Source organism: Novosphingobium aquiterrae, assembly GCF_042434435.1.
Lineage (GTDB): Bacteria > Pseudomonadota > Alphaproteobacteria > Sphingomonadales > Sphingomonadaceae > Novosphingobium > Novosphingobium aquiterrae.
In genome coordinates, this window is record NZ_JBHLTL010000001.1 from 1,156,367 (window position 1) to 1,170,956 (window position 14,590).

Sequence of the window (14,590 nt, forward strand, 5' to 3'; positions counted from 1 at the left end):
GGCTTGGCCCCTATTGGTCGAACACGATGACCGAGCGCGCCGAAGCGCCCGACTTCATCGTCTCGAAGCCCTGGTTGATCTGCTCCAGCGGAATCCGCTCGGCGATGATCGTGTCAAGATCGAGCAGCCCGCGCATGTAGAAATCGACCAGCCGCGGCATATCGACCGGGAAGCGGTTCATCCCCATGATCGCGCCCTGCAGCTTCTTGCCCGAAAGCAGGTCCATCGCGCTGAGCCCAACCGAATGGCTGAGCGGCATCATGCCCAGGATGGTGGCGGTGCCGCCGCGGCGCAGCGACTTGACCGCCAGTTCGCCCGAAGCCGGCCGACCAACCGCCTCGATCGCGTGATCGACCCCGCCCTTGGTCAGTTCCTGGATCTGGGCAGCGGCATCGGGGGCCAGGGCATCGACCACGTCGGTCGCGCCAAGCTTGATCGCCAGATCGCGCTTTTCCGCCATCGGATCTGCAGCGATGATCCGTCCCGCCCCGGCGATCTTGGCCGCGTTGATCGCGGCGAGGCCCACGCCGCCGCAACCGACCACGGCGACGGTTTCACCCGGGGTCAGCTTGCAGGCGTTGAAAATCGTCCCGGCGCCGGTGGTCACCGCGCAGCCGATCACCGAAGCGCGATCGAGCGGCATTTCCGGGTCAATCGCGGTGCAGGCGTGTTCGTGGATCAGCATCATTTCGGCAAAGGCCGACAGGTTGAGCATCTGCGCAACCGGGCTGCCGTCGCCCCGCGACAAGCGCGGTTCGGCACCCGGGGCGCGCCGCGTTTCGGCGCCCAGGCACAGTGACATGCGGCCGCTGACGCAGAACTCGCAGTGGCCGCAGAACGCCGACAGGCAGGTCACCACCGCATCGCCGACCTTGACCGTGCGCACTTCGCTGCCGACCGCCTCAACGATCCCGGCCGCCTCGTGCCCAGGAACTGCCGGCAGGGCGTGGGGATAGGTCCCTTCGATGAAATGCAGGTCGGAATGGCACAGCCCGCAGGCCGCGGTGCGGATCAGCACTTCGTGCGGACCCGGCTTGCTGATCTGCAGCTGCTCGATCTCGAGCGGCTGGTTCGGTGCGATCAGGACGGCGGCTTTCATCCATTATTCCTTAGAAAGTCCGTTAGCATCGAGCGAAGTCGAGATGCATCGCAGGGTGTCTCGACCAGGCTCGACACGAACGGAGTTGGTTTAATTACCGCGACACCCCGATATCGCCCGAGCTGGGGCCAGAGGTGGGCTGCGGCGCATATTTGCCCATTTCGATTCGCGCGATCGAGCGGTTGTGGACTTCGTCCGGGCCGTCGGCGATGCGCAGGGTGCGCTGGCCGGCATACATCTTGGCCAGGCCGAAGTCTTCGGACACGCCGCCGCCGCCATGGGCCTGGATCGCATCGTCGATGATCTTCAGCGCCATGTTGGGCGCCTTGACCTTGATCATCGCGATTTCGGCCTGGGCGGCCTTGTTGCCGACCTTGTCCATCATGTCCGCCGCCTTGAGGCAGAGCAGGCGCGAGCATTCGATTTCGATCCGGGCTTCGGCGATGCGCTGTTCCCAGATCGAATGCGTGCTGATCGCCTTGCCGAAGGCAACGCGACTCGACAGCCGCTGGACCATCCGCGACAGCGCTTCCTCGGCCACGCCGATCGTGCGCATGCAGTGATGGATGCGGCCCGGACCGAGGCGGCCCTGGGCGATCTCGAACCCGCGGCCTTCACCCAACAGCATGTTGCTGGCCGGAATGCGGACGTTGTTGAGCTTGATTTCCATGTGCCCGTGCGGGGCATCGTCATAGCCGAACACCGGCAGGTGGCGCAGGATCTCTACCCCCGGGGCATCGAGCTCCATCAGCACCATCGATTGCTGGGCGTGCTTTTTGGCCTCGAAATCGGTCTTGCCCATGACGATGGCGATCTTGCAGCGCGGATCGCCCGCGCCCGACGACCACCACTTGACGCCGTTGAGCACGTATTCATCGCCCTCGCGGCGGATCGAGCATTCGATGTTGGTCGCGTCCGAGCTGGCGACCTGCGGCTCGGTCATCAGGAAGGCCGAACGTATTTCGCCGTTCATCAGCGGCTTGAGCCACTGCTCCTTCTGTTCGCGCGTGCCATAGCGGTGCAGCACTTCCATGTTGCCGGTATCGGGCGCGGAGCAATTGAACACTTCGGAGGCAAAGCCGACCCGGCCCATTTCCTCGGCGCAAAGCGCGTATTCAAGGTTGGTCAGACCGGGGCCTTCGAATTCGAAGGTGTCGTCGACATGGGTGCGGCCCGACTGCGGCGGCATGAACAGGTTCCAGATGCCCTGGGCCTTGGCCCGGGCCTTTTCTTCCTCGACCACCGGCAGCACTTTCCACCGGTCGCCTTCGGCGTCCTGCTTCTTGTAATCGCCCTGGCGGGGACGGACGTGGTTCTCGATGAACTGGCGAACTCGGTCGCGCCAATACACCTGCCGGTCAGTCGGGTCGAAATCCATGGGGTCTTCCTTTCCTTATACTGTCGAGTCTCGCCCGGTTCCCTGCCACGGGCGGCAGGCTGCGCCAAGTACGAATTAAGCGGTCGGTTAAAGTGCAGCGTCCTCCCGCCCGGCCAATCGAGCGAGCCGCTGCGCATGATCGGCGCGGGTAATCGGGAACCGGGATATGAAGGCGAGCGAGGCGAGCGCGATCAGCGTCAGCGCAATCAGGAAATAGAGTGCAAAGGCATCAAGTACCGGAGCTGCCACCGCGCCAGGCTCTGCCTTGGCGGGAAAGCCCGACGCCGTCACGATCGATCCGGCCAGGAATATGCCCAGGCCCGTGGCGCACTTCTGGGTGAAGAAGTAGGCCGAGAAGAACAGACCCTCGGTGCGCTCACCCGTGCGTTCCTGCGAAGCCTCGATCACGTCGGCCCCCATCGACTGCACCAGCATCGAGGATGATACCGCCAGCCCGTTCGAAATGGTCATCAGGGTGAACAGACTGGGGATCAGCATGGGATGGCCGTTTTCAGGAAATGCCCCGGCCGTGCGCAGCAGGTAAGGGCTCACCCCGAAAGCCAGCGAGAGCAGCCCGGTCGCCACGGCCCCGGTGCGCTTTTCGATCCGGCTTTGCAGGAAGCCGATCAGGAAGAACGCCCCGACAACCCCGACGAACAGCGAGATCGAATAGGTGATGAACCCGCTTTGCGGCATCTCCCAGTAATAGGTCAGCAGATAGGTCGCGGTCGAAAAGGTCATGCCCAGGTTGATATAGGCGAATAGCGTGCAGCCAAGCAGGATCAGGAAGGCATGGTTGGCCAGCGTCCGGCCGATCTTGCGCACTGTCTGGCCCAGCGGCAGGTGCGTTGCCGGGCTGCTGTCCAGCGCGGCAATGCGGCGATGGGTGGTCAGCGCGCAGATCAGCGTGGCGACGACCATCATCGCCGCACCAGCCCAGCCATAGCGATTGTAGCCTTCGATATTGAGCAGCCCGGAAGGATAACCGGGACCCGGCACCAGGAACACGCCGAAGGCAAGGATCAGCATGATCAGCCCCCCTGCCCAGGCGAAGACATAGCGCCAGCGCGTCAGCGACGTGCGCTCGTCATAGTCGCTGGTCAGCCCCGGGACCACGGACAGCGCGGGGATTTCATAGCAGGAGACTGCGGCACGCATCAGGAAGGCGAACAGCAGCAGATAGCCATACAGCCAGCTTGTGCTGGTCTGCGGCGGGTGCCACAGCATGATCCACGCCGCCGCCATCGGCAGGATCGCCGCGTACATCCACGGATGGCGCTTGCCCCAGTGGCTGTGGGTCTTGTCGCTCCAGTACCCGACCAGCGGATCGATCATGGCATCGAGCAACAGTGCGACCAGCAGGACCAGCCCGACCAGTCGTGCTTCCAGACCCATGACCTGGCTGTAGAACATCAGCAGCAGGGTGGAGAAACCGTTGTCCTTGACGCCATAGGCGGCAGAACCGATCCCGTTGCCCAGCTTGATGCGCAGCGGGAGGCGCTCTGTCGGAGGCAGAACGGCGGCTGGACTGGTGGATGTCACGCTCACTGTCCGGTGCCCGGGACCGCCCCTTCCGCCATCGCTTGCAGCGCATCGAACATGCCTGGCGCTTCGGGGTCCCAGGAATGGCGCGGGCCGACCGTGATCCCGCCATCGACGATGAGCGAAGCGCCGGTCATGAAGCTGCCGGCGTCGCTGGCCAGGAAGGCCACGGCATTGGCGATATCGTCGGGCATGCCGGCGCGCGAGACGGGCTGGGCATGGCTCGACACCTGCATGATCATCGCCTTGGCCTGATCGACCATGTCGGCGGGCATTTCCAGCGCCGAAGTGAAGATGTTGGTATTGATGAAACCGGGCTGCACCGCGTTGACCCTTATGCCGTGCGGCGCCAGCTCGGTCGCGGTGCACTTGGTCAGATGCAGCACGCCGGCCTTGGCCACGGCATAGGCGGTGGGCGAATAGCCCGGCCCGACCGCGGCGATGCTGCTGGTGTTGACGATATTGGCCCCCGGCCGCTGCTTCATGTGCGGCACGGCATAGCGGATGCCCATCGCCACCGACCGCAGGAGCAGGTCCATCGTGCGGTCCCAGCCCGCCGCCTCGATCTCGTCGATCGGGGCGCGGTCGCCCGCCGCCCCGGCATTGTTGAAGACCACGTCGATCCCGCCGTGCGCCGCCGCGGCCTGGTCCATCAGCGCCTTGATCTGCGCCACGTCGCAAACGTCACAGGCCACTGCGGTGATGTTCTCACCCTCTGCGGCGACGGATTTGGCCCCGGCCAGATCGAGATCGGCGGCAAAGACGTGCGCACCTTCGCGAGCGAATAGCAGCGCGGTCGCCCGGCCAATTCCCGAGGCCGCCCCGGTGACGACGACACATTTTCCGGCGAATCGCATTGGCATTCCTCTCCATACCGCTTTTTCGACAACTTACGGCGACAGGCGCGGCGGTCAACGCTGGCGTGCTTACGCTACGGCATCGCGGAATCTTTGCAAATGGCCAAACTCCGCGCTTGCGCCTGCCGCCCGAGTCGCCTTAACCTTGCGCTTAAGAAGGGAGAGGAAATCACATGTCCGACCTTGAGAATTTCCGTCAGGAACTGCGTGCCTGGCTTGAAGAAAACTGCCCGCAGGAAATGCGCCAGCCCGTTCGCGACGAGGATGACGTCTGCTGGGGCGGACGCAAGTTCCAGTTCAAGAGCCCGGCGCAGAAGGCCTGGCTCGATGCCTGCGTGGCCAAGGGCTATACTGTGCCCGACTGGCCGGTTGCCTATGGCGGCGCGGGGATGACCCCCGAGCAGGCCAAGATCTGGCGCAGCGAATGCGCGCGGATCGGGGCGCGGCCGCCGCTGTCCAGCTTCGGCATCTGGATGCTGGGCCCGGCGCTGCTCAAGTTCGGAACCGAGGAACAGAAGGTCCACTACCTCGGCCAGGTCGCCCGCGGCGAGATCCGTTGGTGCCAGGGCTATTCCGAACCGGGTTCGGGATCGGACCTCGTCTCGCTGCAGACCTTTGGCGAAGACAAGGGCGACCATTGGGTGGTCAATGGCAGCAAGATCTGGACCAGCTATGCCGACAAGGCCGACTGGATCTTCTGCCTGGTCCGTACCGACAAGGCGAACAAGTACCAGGGGATCAGCTTCCTGCTGTTCGACATGGAAAGCCCCGGGGTCTCGACCAAGCCGATCCTGCTGATCAGCGGCAATTCGCCGTTCTGCGAGACCTTCTTCGACAATGTGAAGGTCCCCAAGGACCAGATCGTCGGCGAACTGAACCGCGGCTGGGACGTCGCCAAGTACCTCCTCGGGCACGAGCGTGAGATGATTTCCGCGACCGGCGGGGGTGACCGCGCCGGATCGCTGGGCGCAGCGGTCAGCCGCGCCGCCGCGCTGGAAGATCCGGTGCTGCGCGCCGATCTGGCGATGTTCGACGTCGATGCCCTGGCCTTCACCGCGATGAGCGAAAAGTTCATGGACGAGGTCAAGGTCGGCCGCGGCCACCCGGCCCAGCCCAACATGATGAAGTACGCCGGGACCGAGCTCAACAAGCGCCGGCTCGAGCTGGTCATGGCGGCGGGCGGCAGCGCCGCGCTGGAATGGGACAGCGAGGCATCGGGCGGCGGATCAAGCGCGCGCAACTGGCTGCGGACCAAGGCCAATTCGATCGAGGGCGGGACCAGCGAGGTCATGCTCAACGTCATTTCCAAGCGCATCCTGGACCTGCCGGGGGCTTAACATCACAACGACCGTCATTCCCGCGAAAGCGGGAGCCCATCACGCATGCGTGCCCTAGGCCGCGACGTTGGGAGATGGATCCCCGCTTTCGCGGGGATGACGAGCAAGGAGTTTACGATGGCTTTGTACCACACCGACGACCAGACCATGCTGGCCGACACCGCCCGCCAGTTCATGGCCGAGGAAGGCAGCATCGCCAAACAGCTGCGCCACTACCGCGACATCCAGTGCAAGGACGGCTTCGGCCACGCGCTGTGGAAAAGCCTGGCCGAGCTGGGCTTTACCGGCATTCTGGTCAGCGAGGCCGACGGCGGCCTTGGCATGGGTCATGTCGAGGCCGGGATCGTCCTGGAAGAGATCGGCCGCAACCTCACCCCTTCGCCGTTCCTGACCAGCGCGGTGGCCGCAGCGACGGCGTTGGGCGCGGGCAGCAACGAGCTGCGCGGTCGCTACCTGTCCGGCCTGCTATCGGGCGACAGCGTCTTTGCCGTCGCGATCGACGAAGGCCGCAAGCACCGGCCAGAGCGGATTGCGACGCGGGCGGAACGCAGCGGTAACGGCTTCAAGCTGAACGGCAACAAGGCCTGCGTCATTCACGGCGGCAGTGCCGACATGCTGGTGGTCGCGGCGCGCACTGCCGGGGCAGATGACGACAATGACGGGGTGACCCTGTTTGCCGTGCCGCGCGATTCGGCCGGGCTGAGCCAGGACGCGGTGCGGCTGGTCGACAGCTCGATGGCCACCCACGTCCGGTTCGACAATGTCCAGCTGGATGCCGACGCGGTCATCGGCGAGGTCGATGGCGGGCGCGCGGTGCTCGACAAGGTGCTGAGCGCCGGCCGGATCGGTGCGGCGGCAGAAAGCATCGGGGTGGCCTCCGGCGCCTTCGACATGACCGCAACCTATCTCAAGCAGCGCAAACAGTTCGGCAAGCTGATCGGCGAGTTCCAGGCGCTGCAGCACCGCGCCGCGCACCTCTATTCCGAGATCGAGATCGCCCGCGCCGCGACGATCAAGGCCCAGCAGCTGCTCGACGGCGGCAGTGACAAGGCCGACCTGATGGTTTCGGTGGCCAAGGCCAAGGCCGGCAAGGCCGCCGGGTTGGCGGTGCGCGAAGGCGTGCAGATGCACGGCGGGATCGGCATGACCGACGAATACGACATCGGCCTCTACATGAAGCGTGACCGTGCCCTGGCCGAGTTCATGGGCGACCAGTATTACCATGCAGAACGCGTCGCGCGGCTGAGCGGATATTGAGGAGCAGGACGATGGCGTTCGATTTTACCAAACTGTTCAGCCTTGAAGGCAAGGTCGCGCTGATCACCGGCGGCAGCCGCGGGATCGGCAAGATGCTGCTCGAGGGCTTCCTCGCCGCCGGTTGCGAACGGGTCTATGTCACCGCACGCAAGCGCGAGCAGATCGCCGAAACCCTGGCGGAATTCGAGGCCGCCTATCCCGGCAAGGTTATCGGCCTGCCCGGCGACCTCAGCCAGATGGACGAGATCAAGCGCCTGGCCGAAGAGCTGGCTGGCCGCGAATCCCGGCTCGACATTCTGGTCAACAATGCCGGCGCGGCCTGGGGGGCGGAGTTCGACCAGTTTCCCGAGGCCGGGTGGGACAAGGTCATGGACCTCAACGTCAAAAGCCTGTTCTTCCTCACCCAGAAGCTCTTCCCGCTGCTGAAAGCTGCCGGAACCTTCGATCGTCCGGCCAAGGTGATCAATATCGCCTCGGTCGACGGGCTGCGCCCCAATCCTTGGGAAACCTATTCCTACCAGGCGTCGAAGGCGGCGGTGGTCCACCTGACCAAGCGCATGGCGGCGCGGCTGATCAAGGACAACATCGTCGTCACCTGCATCGCGCCGGGGGCCTATCCCAGCGAGATGAACAAGGCCGCCGCCAAGAACCCCGAAGGCAGTGCCAAGGGTATCCCCTACAAGCGCATCGGCGTGGCCGAGGATATCGCCGGCGGGGCGATCTACCTGGCGAGCCGCGCCGGCGACTATGTTGTCGGCACGACGATTCCGATTGATGGCGGGATCGTCAACGGCTGGATTCCCGAAGTATTCAACGATCCATCGGGGCACTGATCGCCATGAAGCACCAGCTGCGCACCCTCGCCACCGGAATTTACTTCGGTGAAGGGCCGCGTTGGCGGAATGGCCGGCTGTGGTTCTCGGATTTCTATGCCAGCCAAGTGAAATCGGTCGATCTTGCTGGTGACCTGCGCACCGAATTGGACGTCGAAGGCCGCACTTCGGGGCTGGGCTGGATGCCCGACGGATCGTTGCTGGTGGTGCGGATGGAACTGCGTGCAGTCTGGCGGCGCTGGCCTGACGGGCGTTTCGAACAGCACGCCGACCTGGCGGACTATTCGGCCTTCCTGTGCAACGACATGGTCGTCGATGGCGCGGGCCGCGCCTATGTTGGCAACTTCGGCTTCGATCTTGATGCCGAAATTCGCGCACGCGGCGCTGCAAGCGTCATCGCCGAACACCCGACCACGATGCTCGCTCTGGTTCAGCCGGACGGTACCGTCAGCGACGCTGCGCCGGGCGAACGCTTCGGCTTTCCCAATGGCATGGTAATCAAGCCCGACGGCAAGACTCTTGTGGTGGGCGAAACCCTGGCCGGACAGCTGACCATCCTCGACATCGGCGAGGACGGGACACTTTCCAATCGCCGCCAGTTCGCCCCGACCGTGCCGCGCCTGCCCGACGGGATTTGCCTCGACGCCAGCGGCGCGGTGTGGATCGCCAACCCGGTCGCCCCCGAATGCGCGCTGATCGCGCCGGGCGGCGAAGTGCTCGACGTGGTCGAAACGGACGGCCTCAACTGCTACGCCTGTATGCTCGGCGGACCGACCGGACGCCACCTGTTCATGCTCGTCGCGCCCAGTTCAGATGCCGGCGCGGCAGCGAAAAGCCCCAAGGGCAAGGTGCTGGTGACCGAAGTCAAGGTGCCGGGCGCGGGCTGGCCCTAGTCCCGCATCAATCCGCGGACGAAGCCGATCAGACCGGTCTGGCGGGCGCGCTTCATCCGTTCGGCGTGAAGGATCTCGCGCACCTTGGCAAAGCACAGCTGGATATCGTCGTTGACCACGACATAGTCATAGCCGTCCCAGTGGCTGATCTCGCCCCGGGCGCGGTCCATGCGGGCCTGGATAACATCGCTGCTGTCGGTGCCGCGCCCGGTCAGGCGGCGGCGCAGTTCATCGATGCTGGGAGGGAGCAGGAACACCCGGACGACGTCGGTTTCCAGCTTTTGATAAAGCTGCTGGGTGCCCTGCCAGTCGATGTCGAACAGAAAGTCCTGGCCTTCGCGCAGGCCCGCCTTGACCTGGGCCTTGGGTGTTCCATAGCAGTGCCCGAAGACCGACGCCCATTCGAGGAAATGGTCGTCCTCGACCATCTGGTCGAAGGCCTGCTGATCGACGAAGATGTAATCCTTGCCGTCGATTTCGCCGGGCCGCATCGGGCGGGTGGTGACCGAAACCGACAGGCAGATTTCGCCATCTGCGTCGAGCAGCATCCGGCTGATCGTGGTCTTGCCCGCGCCGGAGGGCGAGGACAGGATGAACATCAGCCCGCGGCGCTGCAGGGTATCGCTTGATTCCATGGGCCTCAATTGCCCAAGCCGGGGCGGCGATCAAGCGTCGGAGGTATCCGCGCCGCCCTTTTCCGCCTGCTTGTCCACCGCAGCCTTGCCTTCGGCGCGCGCGGCGGCCTTGCCGCGGCGGCGGTCGAACAGCGTCTTGGCGAGAAGCCCGCCGCCGATCACCAGCGCGCCGGGGATCGAGCGGGTCGCGACCCGCGCCAGCACGGTGCCGACCACGGTCTGGCCGATCGAGCGGCCCTTGACGATCGCCTTGGCCTTGCCTTTCGAATAGCGGGTCTGGAGCAGGCTGCGTTCGACCGCATGGCGCAGCAACTGCCCACCGCCGCGCAGGACGATGTCGGCCAGGACCAGATTGGTCATCGGATTGGGGCTGATATCGGCGGCCTTGTCGGCAACGGTGTCGCCGGCCTCTTTCGCCGCCGCCTTGGTTTTCCTGGCAAGGATCCGGGGCGCCTTGACCATGGCCCTATTTCTTGCGTCCGAAATCGACCGAGACCACGTTCGAGCCGTCATCGCTGCCGGTGGGCGGAGCGCCATCGGGCTCGTCGTTTTCGGCCATGTCGTGCGGCTCGGGGCCGTCGGGACCGCCAACCGCCTGGAACTGCAGCCCGAAATCGACCGCGGGATCGACAAAGGCGGTAATCGCCGAGAACGGCACCACCAGCTTGGCCGGGATCTGGTTGAAGGTCAGCCCGACGGTGAAATGATCGTCGTTGACGGCCAGGTCCCAGAACTTGTTCTGCAGAACGATCGTCATCTCGTCCGGGAAGCGCTCTTTCAGATGCGGCGGGATCGAGACGCCGGGGGCTTCGGTCTTGAACGTGATATAGAAATGATGCGCGCCCGGCAGGGTACCGCCCGCCGCCTCGACCTCGCCCAGAACGCGGCCGACCACGGCGCGCAGGGCCTCCTGGACGATGTCGTCATAGGGGATCAGGCTGTCTGGGGCTTCGTCGCTCATGGTGGTCAAGTGGCGTCCTGCGCGCGGATGGTCAAGGGAATGCGGTAACACGTGCTACAGCGAATGGTTGCACGCGCTGCAATGTGTCTTATAGGCCAGCCCCATGCGTACCGCCAGAATTGCCCGCAAAACGCACGAAACCGACATTCTCGTCGAAGTGAACCTCGACGGCACCGGGGCCTATGATGTCAGCACCGGGATCGGCTTTCTCGACCACATGATCGAGCAGTTTTCGCGTCATTCGCTGATCGACGTCACGTGCCGCATCAAGGGCGACCTCCACGTCGACCAGCACCACACCACCGAAGACAGCGCGATCGCGATCGGCCAGGCGATCGGCCAGGCGCTGGGCGACAAGGCCGGGATCGGTCGCTACGGCACCGCCTACAGCCCGATGGACGAGGCGCTGGCCCGCGTCGCGCTCGACATTTCGGGGCGGCCGTGGCTGGTTTGGAACGCCGGGTTTACCCAGGAACGGCTTGGCGAAATGGATACCGAGCTGTTCGAGCACTGGTTCCAGTCGATCGCCCAGGCAGTCGGGATCACGCTGCACATCGAACTGCTCTATGGCAGCAACAACCACCACATCTGCGAAGGCATCTACAAGGGCTTTGCCCGCGCGATGCGGCAGGCGGTGGAGCTCGATCCGCGCAAGGCAGGAGCGATTCCCTCGACCAAGGGCCAGCTCGGTGGCTGAGGTTGTCGCGCTGGTCGATTACGGCGCGGGTAATCTTCATTCCGTCGCCAACGCACTGAAAGCCGCGGGCTGCGATGCGGTTACCCTGACCGACAATCCCGACGTGGTGCGCGCCGCCGACCGGATCGTCCTGCCCGGGGTCGGCAGCTTCAAGGCCTGCGCCGAAGGGCTGCAGGCGATCCCCCATCTGGTCGAGGCGATGCGCGAGCGGGTTTTTGTCGGCGGGGCGCCGTTCCTCGGCATTTGCGTCGGGATGCAGCTGCTCGCCACAACCGGGGTCGAACATGGCAACACGCCAGGACTTGACTGGATTCCCGGCGAAGTCCGGCTGATCGAACGCACCGACCGGGCGATCAAGGTGCCGCACATGGGCTGGAACGATGTCCAGACCACGCCCCATGCGGTGCTGGTCGAGCCGGGCGAGGGCTATTTCCTCCATTCGTACCACTTCGCGCCCGATGATGGTCACCACGTGCTGGCGATGACCGACCACGGCGGCGGTCTGGTCGCCGCGGTCGGGCGCGACAATCTGGTGGGGGTGCAGTTCCATCCGGAAAAGAGCCAGGCCTATGGGCTGGCGCTGCTCAGCCGGTTCCTGGAGTGGAAGCCATGATCGTCTTCCCCGCAATCGACCTCAAGGCTGGTCAGGTCGTGCGCCTGGCCGAAGGCGACATGGCCCGCGCAACGGTTTATGGCGACGATCCGGCAGCGCAGGCGCTGCTGTTTGCTGCGGCGGGGTCGCAGTTCCTTCACGTGGTCGATCTCGACGGCAGCTTTGCCGGGCGGGCGGAGAACCGCGCGGCGGTGGAAGCGATCGTCGAAGCGTTCCCCGGCCACGTCCAGCTGGGCGGCGGGATCCGCACCCGCGAGGCGGTCGAAGGCTGGTTCGATCTGGGCGTGTCGCGCGTGGTGATGGGCTCGGCCGCGCTCAAGGACCCGCAGTTCGTCAAGGACATGGCACGCGAGTTTCCCGGCGGGATCGTCGTCGCGGTCGATGCCAAGGACGGAATGGTCGCGACCGAGGGCTGGGCCGATGTCTCCGACGTCGCCGTGGTCGATCTCGCCCGCCGCTTCGAGGATGCCGGGGTCGCCAGCCTGCTGTTCACCGACATCGGCCGCGACGGGCTGCTCAAGGGCGTCAATATCGACGCGACGGTCGAGCTGGCCCGCCGGGTCGACTTGCCGGTGATTGCCAGCGGCGGGGTCAAGGGGCTGGACGACATCCACATTCTTGCGCTCCACGCGCATGAAGGGATCGAAGGCGTGATCACCGGGCGCGCGCTCTACGAAGGGCGGCTTGATCTGGCGGCGGCGATTGCGATGGCGGGGCGGCGATGAGCGACAGAATCGTTACAGTCGCACTGGCTCTCGTAATTGCTTGGGAGACCCCCAAGTTGTGGATTGGCTGGAGGCTGCAGACCTCAGTATTCGGCGGCCAGCGCTATTCTAAGGTCGAATATCCAAGGACTTTTTGGACGCTGTTAGCTTTGCATTCGGCGTTATACATATTGTGTCTTGTCGTTCTCAGCAGCCTTCTCTTTGGCTGGCACACATGACCGTCCGCATCCGCGTCATCCCCTGCCTCGATGTCCGCGACGGGCGCGTGGTCAAGGGCGTCAACTTCGTCGATCTCAAGGATGCCGGCGATCCGGTCGATGCCGCGAAGGCCTATGATGCGGCGGGGGCGGACGAGCTGTGCTTCCTCGACATCAGCGCCAGCCACGAAGGGCGCGGGACGCTGCTCGATGTGGTGCGCCGCACCGCCGAGGTGTGCTTCATGCCGCTGACCGTCGGCGGCGGGGTGCGCTCGGTCGAGGATGCCCGCGCGCTCCTGCTGGCCGGGGCGGACAAGATCGCGGTCAATTCCGCCGCAGTTTCGCGGCCCGAAGTGGTCGCCGACATCGCACAGAAGATGGGCAGCCAATGCGTGGTCGCCTCGGTCGATGCGCGCAAGACCGCGGGCGGCGGCTGGGAAATCTTCACCCACGGCGGGCGCAAGGCGACCGGGATCGACGCGATCGAGCACGCCGTACGTCTGGCCGAGCTGGGCGCGGGCGAGCTGCTGGTCACCTCGATGGACGGCGACGGCACGCAAGGCGGCTACGATCTCGCGCTGACCCGCACGATCGCTGATGCAGTCTCGGTGCCGGTGATCGCTTCGGGCGGGGTCGGCACGCTCGATCATCTGGTCGAGGGCGTCACCAAGGGCCACGCCAGCGCGGTACTGGCCGCCTCGATCTTCCACTTCGGCACCCACACCATCGCCGAGGCGCACGCGGCGCTTCGCGCAGCAGGCTTGCCCGCGCGCGGATAGCTTGGCAGACCGGCGATCATGGACACCCTGACCCGCCTTGCCGCGACCATCGCCGCGCGCCGCGATGCCGATCCTGCGACGAGCTGGGTGGCGAAGCTCCACGCCAAGGGCCTGCCGGTGATCGCGAAAAAGCTGGGCGAGGAAGCGGTCGAAACGGTGATCGCCGCGCTGTCGGGCACCCGCGAGGAACTGGTCGGTGAAGCGGCCGACACGCTGTTCCACCTCATGGTACTGCTCGACGCCAAGGGGATACCGCTGGACGAGGTCCTCGCCGAACTCGACCGCCGCGAGGGAACCAGCGGGATCGCCGAAAAAGCCAGCCGGAGCGAATAGATGCCGATCGACGCCACCCAGCCCTATGACGAGCAGAACATTTTCGCGAAGATCCTGCGCGGCGAGATCCCCAACCGGACCGTCTACGAAGACGAATGGGCGCTGGCCTTCCACGACATCAACCCGCAAGCGCCGCTCCACGTGCTGGTGATCCCCAAGGGGACTTACGTCAGCTGGGACGACTTTTCGGCCAAGGCCAGCGCAGAGGAAATCGCCGGGTTCGTCCGCGCCGTCGGCCACGTAGCGCGCGACAACGGACTGGTCGCGCCGGGCTACCGTTTGCTCGCCAATGTCGGTCAGCACGGCCACCAGGAAGTGCCGCATCTGCACGTCCATCTGTTCGGCGGGCGGCCGCTGGGGCCGATGCTGGCGCGCTGAACTGCCCTGCACGGCTGACCAGTTGCACCCGCAAGCGGTCCGCACTGGCACTTGGGGTTGCCCCCTGACTCCCGCA

17 protein-coding genes are annotated in these 14,590 nt (G+C 65.2%); 10 read left to right on the plus strand and 7 right to left on the minus strand.

Features of this window, described 5'->3' with window-relative positions; translation table 11 throughout:
- Positions 1-10 precede the first annotated feature (10 nt).
- The 4 genes from ACFFF7_RS05595 to ACFFF7_RS05610 all read right to left on the minus strand — a co-directional run bounded on the left by ACFFF7_RS05595 (position 11) and on the right by ACFFF7_RS05610 (position 4,876).
- Complete coding sequence (locus ACFFF7_RS05595; protein WP_379480370.1) at positions 11-1,099, minus strand: Zn-dependent alcohol dehydrogenase; 1,089 nt, start codon at positions 1,097-1,099, stop codon at positions 11-13.
- Positions 1,100-1,193: 94 nt separating this feature from the next.
- Positions 1,194-2,477, minus strand: a complete 1,284-nt coding sequence (locus ACFFF7_RS05600; protein ID WP_379480371.1) for an acyl-CoA dehydrogenase family protein — start codon at positions 2,475-2,477, stop codon at positions 1,194-1,196.
- 87 nt (positions 2,478-2,564) lie between these two features.
- On the minus strand, positions 2,565-4,019 hold the full coding sequence (locus ACFFF7_RS05605) for an MFS transporter (protein WP_379480372.1): 1,455 nt from the start codon (positions 4,017-4,019) through the stop codon (positions 2,565-2,567).
- A 2-nt stretch (positions 4,020-4,021) separates the two neighbouring features.
- Positions 4,022-4,876: an SDR family NAD(P)-dependent oxidoreductase gene (locus ACFFF7_RS05610; protein ID WP_379480373.1), complete on the minus strand. Its 855-nt coding sequence runs from the start codon at positions 4,874-4,876 to the stop codon at positions 4,022-4,024.
- Positions 4,877-5,049: 173 nt separating this feature from the next.
- On the opposite strand from ACFFF7_RS05610, the gene ACFFF7_RS05615 reads away from it, so the two are divergent.
- The 4 genes from ACFFF7_RS05615 (at position 5,050) to ACFFF7_RS05630 (ending at position 9,196) form a co-directional block, all read left to right on the plus strand.
- Complete coding sequence (locus ACFFF7_RS05615) at positions 5,050-6,213, plus strand: acyl-CoA dehydrogenase family protein (RefSeq protein WP_379480374.1); 1,164 nt, start codon at positions 5,050-5,052, stop codon at positions 6,211-6,213.
- Between the two features lie 117 nt (positions 6,214-6,330).
- Entirely contained in the window at positions 6,331-7,470 is a 1,140-nt protein-coding gene (locus tag ACFFF7_RS05620; RefSeq protein ID WP_379480375.1) for an acyl-CoA dehydrogenase family protein, read from the plus strand.
- Between the two features lie 11 nt (positions 7,471-7,481).
- Positions 7,482-8,303, plus strand: coding sequence for an SDR family NAD(P)-dependent oxidoreductase (locus ACFFF7_RS05625; protein WP_379480376.1), 822 nt, complete (start codon positions 7,482-7,484; stop codon positions 8,301-8,303).
- 5 nt (positions 8,304-8,308) lie between these two features.
- Positions 8,309-9,196: an SMP-30/gluconolactonase/LRE family protein gene (locus ACFFF7_RS05630; protein WP_379480377.1), complete on the plus strand. Its 888-nt coding sequence runs from the start codon at positions 8,309-8,311 to the stop codon at positions 9,194-9,196.
- Here the strand turns inward: ACFFF7_RS05630 and gmk are convergent.
- From gmk to ACFFF7_RS05645, 3 genes are read right to left on the minus strand one after another with little or no spacing between them, the layout of a single operon-like run.
- Entirely contained in the window at positions 9,193-9,831 is a 639-nt protein-coding gene (gene gmk / locus ACFFF7_RS05635; protein ID WP_379480378.1) for a guanylate kinase, read from the minus strand. The genes ACFFF7_RS05630 and gmk overlap by 4 nt on opposite strands.
- 30 nt (positions 9,832-9,861) lie before the next feature.
- Positions 9,862-10,293: a hypothetical protein gene (locus ACFFF7_RS05640; protein WP_379480379.1), complete on the minus strand. Its 432-nt coding sequence runs from the start codon at positions 10,291-10,293 to the stop codon at positions 9,862-9,864.
- A gap of 4 nt (positions 10,294-10,297) precedes the next feature.
- A complete protein-coding gene (locus ACFFF7_RS05645) occupies positions 10,298-10,792 on the minus strand; it encodes an SspB family protein (RefSeq protein WP_379480380.1) in 495 nt (164 codons plus the stop codon).
- A gap of 103 nt (positions 10,793-10,895) precedes the next feature.
- On the opposite strand from ACFFF7_RS05645, the gene hisB reads away from it, so the two are divergent.
- The 6 genes from hisB to ACFFF7_RS05675 all read left to right on the plus strand — a co-directional run bounded on the left by hisB (position 10,896) and on the right by ACFFF7_RS05675 (position 14,514).
- On the plus strand, positions 10,896-11,489 hold the full coding sequence (gene hisB, locus ACFFF7_RS05650) for an imidazoleglycerol-phosphate dehydratase HisB (protein WP_379480381.1): 594 nt from the start codon (positions 10,896-10,898) through the stop codon (positions 11,487-11,489).
- Positions 11,482-12,102, plus strand: a complete 621-nt coding sequence (gene hisH / locus ACFFF7_RS05655; RefSeq protein WP_379480382.1) for an imidazole glycerol phosphate synthase subunit HisH — start codon at positions 11,482-11,484, stop codon at positions 12,100-12,102. Before hisB ends, hisH begins: the two co-directional genes overlap by 8 nt.
- On the plus strand, positions 12,099-12,827 hold the full coding sequence (gene hisA, locus ACFFF7_RS05660; RefSeq protein WP_379480383.1) for a 1-(5-phosphoribosyl)-5-[(5-phosphoribosylamino)methylideneamino]imidazole-4-carboxamide isomerase: 729 nt from the start codon (positions 12,099-12,101) through the stop codon (positions 12,825-12,827). The genes hisH and hisA overlap by 4 nt, the downstream gene beginning before the upstream one ends.
- A 214-nt stretch (positions 12,828-13,041) precedes the next feature.
- Entirely contained in the window at positions 13,042-13,803 is a 762-nt protein-coding gene (gene hisF / locus ACFFF7_RS05665; RefSeq protein ID WP_379480384.1) for an imidazole glycerol phosphate synthase subunit HisF, read from the plus strand.
- An 18-nt stretch (positions 13,804-13,821) separates the two neighbouring features.
- The gene (locus ACFFF7_RS05670; RefSeq protein WP_379480385.1) at positions 13,822-14,136 is read left to right on the plus strand and encodes a phosphoribosyl-ATP diphosphatase; all 315 of its coding nucleotides are present in this window, start codon (positions 13,822-13,824) and stop codon (positions 14,134-14,136) included.
- Positions 14,137-14,514 carry a histidine triad nucleotide-binding protein gene (locus ACFFF7_RS05675; protein WP_379480386.1) on the plus strand — a complete coding sequence of 126 codons (378 nt, stop codon included), beginning with the start codon at positions 14,137-14,139 and terminating at the stop codon, positions 14,512-14,514.
- The last annotated feature ends 76 nt before the right edge of the window (positions 14,515-14,590 follow it).

Coding starts and splice junctions, on each gene's coding strand:
- ACFFF7_RS05595 (WP_379480370.1), bottom strand. CDS start 1,099: ATGAAAGCCGCCGTCCTGATCGCACCGAACCAGCCGCTCGAGATCGAG.
- ACFFF7_RS05600 (WP_379480371.1), bottom strand. CDS start 2,477: ATGGATTTCGACCCGACTGACCGGCAGGTGTATTGGCGCGACCGAGTT.
- ACFFF7_RS05610 (WP_379480373.1), bottom strand. CDS start 4,876: ATGCGATTCGCCGGAAAATGTGTCGTCGTCACCGGGGCGGCCTCGGGA.
- ACFFF7_RS05615 (WP_379480374.1), top strand. CDS start 5,050: ATGTCCGACCTTGAGAATTTCCGTCAGGAACTGCGTGCCTGGCTTGAA.
- ACFFF7_RS05620 (WP_379480375.1), top strand. CDS start 6,331: ATGGCTTTGTACCACACCGACGACCAGACCATGCTGGCCGACACCGCC.
- ACFFF7_RS05625 (WP_379480376.1), top strand. CDS start 7,482: ATGGCGTTCGATTTTACCAAACTGTTCAGCCTTGAAGGCAAGGTCGCG.
- ACFFF7_RS05630 (WP_379480377.1), top strand. CDS start 8,309: ATGAAGCACCAGCTGCGCACCCTCGCCACCGGAATTTACTTCGGTGAA.
- gmk (WP_379480378.1), bottom strand. CDS start 9,831: ATGGAATCAAGCGATACCCTGCAGCGCCGCGGGCTGATGTTCATCCTG.
- ACFFF7_RS05640 (WP_379480379.1), bottom strand. CDS start 10,293: ATGGTCAAGGCGCCCCGGATCCTTGCCAGGAAAACCAAGGCGGCGGCG.
- ACFFF7_RS05645 (WP_379480380.1), bottom strand. CDS start 10,792: ATGAGCGACGAAGCCCCAGACAGCCTGATCCCCTATGACGACATCGTC.
- hisB (WP_379480381.1), top strand. CDS start 10,896: ATGCGTACCGCCAGAATTGCCCGCAAAACGCACGAAACCGACATTCTC.
- hisA (WP_379480383.1), top strand. CDS start 12,099: ATGATCGTCTTCCCCGCAATCGACCTCAAGGCTGGTCAGGTCGTGCGC.
- hisF (WP_379480384.1), top strand. CDS start 13,042: ATGACCGTCCGCATCCGCGTCATCCCCTGCCTCGATGTCCGCGACGGG.
- ACFFF7_RS05670 (WP_379480385.1), top strand. CDS start 13,822: ATGGACACCCTGACCCGCCTTGCCGCGACCATCGCCGCGCGCCGCGAT.
- ACFFF7_RS05675 (WP_379480386.1), top strand. CDS start 14,137: ATGCCGATCGACGCCACCCAGCCCTATGACGAGCAGAACATTTTCGCG.